Source organism: Pedobacter frigiditerrae (assembly GCF_004331645.1).
Classification (GTDB): domain Bacteria; phylum Bacteroidota; class Bacteroidia; order Sphingobacteriales; family Sphingobacteriaceae; genus Pedobacter; species Pedobacter frigiditerrae.
In genome coordinates this window covers 1-7038 of the sequence record NZ_SJSK01000011.1, presented here as the reverse complement: position 1 = coordinate 7038, position 7038 = coordinate 1, and the positions used below count along the sequence as shown (strand labels likewise).

The window sequence follows — 7038 nt, the reverse complement described above, 5'->3', positions numbered from 1 at the left end:
ACCCGAGGCTTTCAAGAGCAACACGTTGTTTGCTCTTCAAAATTGACTTCTTTCAATAATATGTCATTCTGGGAATGGACCATGTCCGCCCATTAAAGATATTCAGGTGCCTATATCGGCGGTGTCCACCTCTTCCCATTCCGAACAGAGAAGTTAAGCCCGCCAGAGCCGATGGTACTGCAGTAACATGTGGGAGAGTAGGTCGGTGCCAGATCCTAAAGATTGCCCCGTCACGAAAGTGGCGGGGCATTTCTGTTTTATGGGCATCTTTCCTTTTGCACCCTGCCTATGCTGGACAGCATTCCCTGCCCATATGGTCGGGTATCCGAATGAGGGGACCAGGCAACCGTTTGAAAACCAATGTCTGGCCGCTTAAACCCGATTGAAATGAAAAGCGGGTCTGCAGTCAATAGTTGCACAACAGCATCTTTCCTAAAATTCAGATTTAAATCTAAACATCCTTGTTAAAATTTTGTTAAATAGGGTTCAATTCGTAGCGCAAACTATATTAAAACCGTATTATTGTAAATTACGTTAATCTTAAAAGGAGATTTTAATTATGAAATTGAAGATTAGTTTATTCTTTGTAGTTGTTTTAGGGCTAAGTGTTAATGTTTTTGCACAAGATAAAAAGGTAAAACTACCTCCTAATTGGTTTAATCTAGATTTAGCTACTGATGGATATTTTGGTATCAGTACAGAAAAAGCATATACAGAACTTTTAAAAGACAAAACTGCTAAGCAAAAAATTGTGGTAGCAGTAATTGATGGCGGCACAGATGTAAAACATGAAGATTTAAAAGATGTTTTATGGACTAATGCGAAGGAAATACCTGGAAATGGTATTGATGATGACAGGAACGGATACATAGATGATATTCATGGTTGGAATTTCTTGGGTTCGAAAAAGGGAAATCTTGCTTATGATAACCTAGAATTGGTTAGAATAAAACGAAAATACGAAGCAAAATACCGTTCTACTTTGCCAAGTACGCCTTTAGATAGCACAGAAAAAAAAGAATATGCGCTATATAGAAGAGTTCAGGCAGAATTTGGGCAGAAAGTACAAGAAGCAAGTGATGCATTTCCATTTTATATTGCCATTAAAAAAGTTTTAGATTCTGTTGCATTCATTAACAAAAAAGAAATCCCATCTCTTGAGGATATCGATAGGTACAAAGCTGATGATGAAATAGAAGAACAGGTAAAAAAGATAATCAGTAAGGGTGCTAGAGATGAAGGTAGCATTGAGAAATTTTATAATACCATTAAAAAAGGCTATCATGAATTAGATGTAATGCTTAAGTACAATCTAAATGATAAGTATGACCAAAGAGCTGAATTAGTGGGTGATGATTACACAAATTCTGCTCAACGCAATTACGGTAATAGTGATGTTACTGGTCCTAATGCAGATCATGGGACTCACGTATCTGGCATAATTGGTGCTAACAGAAACAATAATTTAGGCATTTTTGGAGTTGCAAATAATGTAAGTATAATGACCATTAGAGTTGTCCCAGAAGGTGATGAGAGAGATAAAGATGTTGCAAATGGTATTATATATGCAGTAGATAATGGTGCAAAAATAATAAACATGAGTTTTGGAAAGGGATATAAGTGGGATAAAAAGGCTGTAGATGAGGCGGTAAAATATGCAGAAACTAAGGGTGTTTTATTAGTACATGCAGCTGGAAATGATAATAAAAATAATGACACCGAAGAAAACTATCCTAATAAATACTTTGATAGTCCTGAGGCAGAAGCCTATGCCAAAGCGCATAAAAAGAAAGAATTAAAAGATCTTATCCCTCAAAAGCCTAATGACAATATGGGTAATCCAATGGGGCCAGGTATGCCGAGGAAAACAGATACATTTGCAAAACCAATTCCACCAGATCCTGCTAAGTTTGCCTTACCTCATGCTAATAATTGGATTGAAGTTGGAGCCAGTGCATATAAAGATGACGATGAGTTAAAAGCTTCATTCTCAAACTATGGAAAAAATAATGTAGATGTTTTTGCCCCAGGATTCATGATTAACTCTAGTACTCCGGGATCTAAATATGAAGAATATGATGGTACTAGTATGGCTGCCCCAGTAGTTTCTGGTCTAGCAGCACTCATCTTAAGCTATTATCCAAATTTAACACCTGCACAACTGAAAGACATCATTGTTCAATCAGTAGCAAAGGTTAACCACAAAATAAAATACAAAGACAGTAAAAATGAAAATGTTAAGGTTCTATTTTCGGAAATTTGTGTTAGTGGTGGTATTGTTAATGCATACAATGCTTTAAAATTAGCCGAATCTTATCAGCTTTCTAAGTAATTTTAACTTAAACTATTATAAAATCCTTGGTTGTCAACAATCAGGGATTTTTTGCTTTACTAAACCTGCTTTAAGTAACAATTTGGCGATATTTTTTTGAATTATATATTTAAAGCACATTTAAGAGCTGTTTTTTATTTCTTTATAAAAAAACTATTAAACTATTAGTTTTTACTATTAAGCCATTTTATGTTTTTTAAGTCTATTCCCTTAATTACAGTAACCTTGCATTAATAAGCCTCATATAAACATGAAAAAAATATACTTGATTTTAACCTTAGGGATTTTTGCCTTGAATTCCTTTGCTCAAAAGCTGCCAGACGTTCAAGAAGTAAATATGCTAGCCCCTGCAAGTATTAAGATAGACGGAAAAGCCACAGAGTGGAACGATACTTTTGCTGCAGAAAATAAAAGAACCGAACTTTTCTACAACATTGCAAATGACGATAAGAACCTATACGTAATTATTAAATCTGCAAACTCTACGGTAGTTAATAAAATTATGCTTGGCGGGATTACCTTTACAGTAAATACCCAAGGCAAAAAGAGAGATAAAGACGCTTCATCATTAACCTATCCTGTAATTAATAGAGCTAACAGACAACAAAGAACTGGTGGCCAAGGGCAAGCCAGGCAACAGGGGGGGGCGCAAGGCGGATTTCAGAATAGAACCCAAATGAGCACTCAACAAAGAGATTCTGCTGCTTTGGTTCAAAGAAAAGCCCAATTGGCAACCGTAAAGGAAATAAAAGTTTCAGGATTTAAAGCAATTACAGATTCTTTAATCTCTATATACAATGAATATGGCGTTAAGGCGGTAGCTTCATTTGATCAAAAAGGAGCTTTTGTTTATGAAATTGCTGTTCCTTTAAGTATACTAGAATTATCAACCACTAGCACAAAAGAATTTGTGTATCAAATAAAATTAAACGGATTAAGTAACATGAACTTCGGCGGTGGCGGAGGCGGCAACTTCGGTGGTGGTGGAGGTAATTTTGGAGGTGGCGGAAATCGTGGTGGCAATGGCGGTGGTGGTAACTTTGGCGGAGGAGGTGGCCAAGACTTAATGAGCCCAACAGATTTTTGGGCTAAATATTCGTTTCAAAAAAAATAATATAAAACTTTCTACCGTCTGATTATAATAATCCTTATGACCAATCTTTACTCTCATCGCTCGTTTTCATTCTTATTTAAAGGATTATTCTTTCTCCTAATTTTTGTTGGGTTAAACATCGAGCTATATGCTCAAACTCCACAAAATACAAAAACACCACCGCCCCCACTTCCGCAACGCGAAATTAGCGGGATTGTCAAAGATACAACAGACGTAGGTTTACCTGGCGTAACGGTTAGGTTAACATCTGAGAAAGACACCTTAGTCATCAGCACAAATACAGACGGAATATTTGTATTTAAAAACGTTAAATCAGCATCTTATACACTTTCTGTAAGCATGATGAGTTATAAGCCTTTCGTAGGAAAGTTTAAGCAAAATGACGCCATTGCGAGGATCGTAATGGATCCCGTTATTTTAAAAGACGCAGCAAATACTTTAGGAGAGGTTGTAATTAACGGAACACCATCCATAACCTATAAAACAGATACTGTAGAATATAAAGCGAGCGACTACATTGTTAGAGAGAACGCAACGGTTGACGAGTTATTAAAAAAGATGGAAGGCATGGAAGTAGGAAATGATGGTACTTTAGTTCACCAAGGTACATCTGTTACAAAAGCCAAAATTAATGGTAAAACCTATTTAGGTGGCGATGTTGCAACGGCCATACAAAATTTGCCAGCAGAAATAGTTGAGAAGATTCAGGTAGTTGATGATTATGGAGATCAAGCAGCTAGAACTGGTGTAAAAGATGGCGATCCAGAAAAGATTTTAAATATTGTTACTCGTGCCGATAAATCTGTGGGTAATACCGCAAATATACAAGGCGGTGCAGGTAACAACGAACGGTACGAAGGCTCTGTGTTTGGCACTCGACTCAACGCAAACCAAACCATTGGTATAAATGCCAGGTTAAATAATACAATTAATGGTGTTGCCAACAGTGGTGGAAACGGAACTAACGGCGGTGGCGGAGGCGGTGGTCGTGGTGGAGGCGGTGGAGGAGGAAACACTGGTGGCGGTGGTGGCAGTGGCGGTACAACCACTAGTGGCAATGGCGGCTTTTCTTTCCGCGATCAGTTAAACAAAAAAGTAAAGGTTAATGCCAATTACCGTTATAATTTCAATAATGTAAATTCAATTAACGACAGCGAGTCATTACGTTTTGTGCCTGTAGAAGTATTGCCTTCAACCAATCCCAGAACCTATATAACCAAGCCATTATTTGTTAATAGCAATAGCAACGGAAACAACGACAGTAAATCACATAACTTTAACTTCGAATTAGAAGCAGATTTAGATAGTAATAATTACATCAGATTTAATCCAACAATCAATTACACTTCTGCCCTAACTAGTTCAAAATCTGGCTCAAATCAGAGAGGAGCAGTGTACCAAAATTCTATAAATTCAAATACTGGTCTTAACAAACGTCCAAATCTAGAAGCTATCTTGTTCTATCAACATACGTTTACCAATAGAAGAAGAAACCTCTCCCTACAACTGAACTTAAATTCAGCCAAGCAAGAGTCAGAATCAGACCGTAATCAAAATACAACCGAATATCTCGATTCTACTTTGACTACAGTTAAGAAAGACCTAATTACCCACCGTTTGGTAGAACGCGATAACCTACAAAGCACATATAGAGCTAGTTTAACTTACGTAGAGCCTATTAATGCGAAATCGCAGTTAGAATTTAACGGACAGGTTAACTATAACGGTTACGATAACGAAGCCATAACCAGTGATATTTTAGCTAATGGAAACTTTGCACCCGTAGATTCATTAAGTAACATCTACGACTATTCATTTACCCAGAGCCGTATTGCACTAAACTACCGTTATGGAGTTAACAATGCTTCAAAAGTTAGGTTCTCAGTAGGTATTACAGCTGTTCCGGCATTGTTAAGCGGTACAAAAGTAAGCTTAGGCACGACCACCCATAGAAGCAGCTTTAACCTAATTCCTATCGCAAGGTTTCAATATTTATGGTCACGCCAGCACAGTATTCAAATCAATTACTCAGGTAATGCTAGCGAACCAACGTTCGACCAAATCCAGCCAGTAAGAGATTTGTCTAATCCACAAAGTCCCGTAGTAGGTAATCCTAACTTAAAAGCTACTTTTAATCACTCTATCAATACCTCGTACAATAACTATATCGCAAATTCTAAGCTTAATTATTCAATTAACATGAACGCTACATTTATAGATAATTCGGTAATCAGAAATTCTGTGCCAATTATTCAAGATGGCGTAACAGCTTATGAAACCAGATTTATCAATGCATCTGGCGTATACAGGGTGGGTGGTAATTACTCAATTAGTAAACAACTGGCCGATAGAAAATACAACCTCTCTCTAAATGGTAGCGTAAACCATAACCACAATGTGGCAATGGCCAGAAACATTTCTTACACTACCTCATCATGGAATATGAATAACCGCTTCGGACCACGAATAAACCCAACCGAATGGTTAGAAATTAATCCAAATGTAGGTTACAGTTTCATCAAATCTAATACTACACAAGTTGGTGCACAAGGAAATTTAACTAAAACACTATCTTTCAATATCGATGGTAAATTTATCGCTTGGCAAAGTTGGATCATTGGCTACAGCGCAAGCAAGAATTTTGTGAGCGGTATTTCTGCCAATGTAACCTCAAACCCATTTGTTGTAAACAGTTATTTGCAAAAAGAACTTTGGAAACGTAGGGCAACCTTAACCTTCCAAGCTTTCGATGTCTTTAATCAAAACAACTTCGTAGCAAGAAACCTTTCAGACGATGGTGGCTATACAGATACCAAAACCAATGCGTTAAGTCGCTATTTCATGATCAGGGCAAGTGTTCGTTTACAAAAATGGAGCGGTGCCAGACCACGTAACGGAAATCAAATGATGCGAAGAGGAGACGGTAGTTTCATGCAGAACTAGTATTAAATTAAAGCGTCATTGCGAGGATCGATTTTTCGCCGTTCGAAACAATCTGCTAGGGGAAGCTTCCAATATACCAGCCATAAATTTAGGAGGTGTTTGAAAAAGTTACCCATTTTACAAAGTATGAGAGAAAAGGGAATCGTTCAAGACCTAAAGACTGAAATGACCTACCATATAAATTCCAAACAAGAGAGGCAAAAATTTCTTTATGACCTCATTCGTCAACTGCCGGTTATGAAACCTGTCAGAGACAAGCTTTGGGTTTGAAAGTCCCTTCTTACGATAGTTAGTGCTATATCTACGCTTGTTTTAACCTTTTTCTTTCCAATTCTTTTGGATTAAGGAATTGTGTTGGGATGATTGAAATGGGGGAATTTATTTTAGGAAGTTAATTTACAGCGACTTAAAACAAACTTAAAAAAACTTTAAAAAAAAGTTTTGGAAAGCAAAAAAGATTTCTACCTTTGCAACCCGCTACGGAGGTAACGACGGAAGGAAAGGATAAAGGGTGATTGGTTGGGTTAGGTTGAAATAAGGGAATACATTTGCGCGAACAACCGGGGCTAAAAAAAGTTTCGGATTATTTCAAATAAAGTTTGCGGGAATGAAAAAGTTTCCTACCTTTGCAGTCCCAAAGAAAACGGGA

The 7038-nt window shown here is 37.3% G+C and carries 3 protein-coding genes and 1 rRNA gene; all 4 read left to right on the top strand.

Going from position 1 to position 7038, the window contains the following annotated elements; all coding sequences use genetic code 11:
* The first annotated feature begins 102 nt into the window (after positions 1 to 102).
* The 4 genes from rrf to EZ428_RS23830 all read left to right on the top strand — a co-directional run bounded on the left by rrf (position 103) and on the right by EZ428_RS23830 (position 6389).
* Positions 103 to 214: ribosomal RNA gene (gene rrf / locus EZ428_RS23845) — 5S ribosomal RNA — on the top strand.
* Positions 215 to 559: 345 nt separating this feature from the next.
* On the top strand, positions 560 to 2332 hold the full coding sequence (locus tag EZ428_RS23840) for a S8 family serine peptidase (RefSeq protein ID WP_131555855.1): 1773 nt from the start codon (positions 560 to 562) through the stop codon (positions 2330 to 2332).
* Positions 2333 to 2582: 250 nt separating this feature from the next.
* Positions 2583 to 3446: a hypothetical protein gene (locus EZ428_RS24170; protein WP_205945811.1), complete on the top strand. Its 864-nt coding sequence runs from the start codon at positions 2583 to 2585 to the stop codon at positions 3444 to 3446.
* Positions 3447 to 3482: 36 nt separating this feature from the next.
* The gene (locus EZ428_RS23830) at positions 3483 to 6389 is read left to right on the top strand and encodes an outer membrane beta-barrel protein (protein ID WP_131555854.1); all 2907 of its coding nucleotides are present in this window, start codon (positions 3483 to 3485) and stop codon (positions 6387 to 6389) included.
* Positions 6390 to 7038 lie beyond the last annotated feature (649 nt).

Coding starts and splice junctions, on each gene's coding strand:
- EZ428_RS23840 (WP_131555855.1), top strand. CDS start 560: ATGAAATTGAAGATTAGTTTATTCTTTGTAGTTGTTTTAGGGCTAAGT.
- EZ428_RS24170 (WP_205945811.1), top strand. CDS start 2,583: ATGAAAAAAATATACTTGATTTTAACCTTAGGGATTTTTGCCTTGAAT.
- EZ428_RS23830 (WP_131555854.1), top strand. CDS start 3,483: ATGACCAATCTTTACTCTCATCGCTCGTTTTCATTCTTATTTAAAGGA.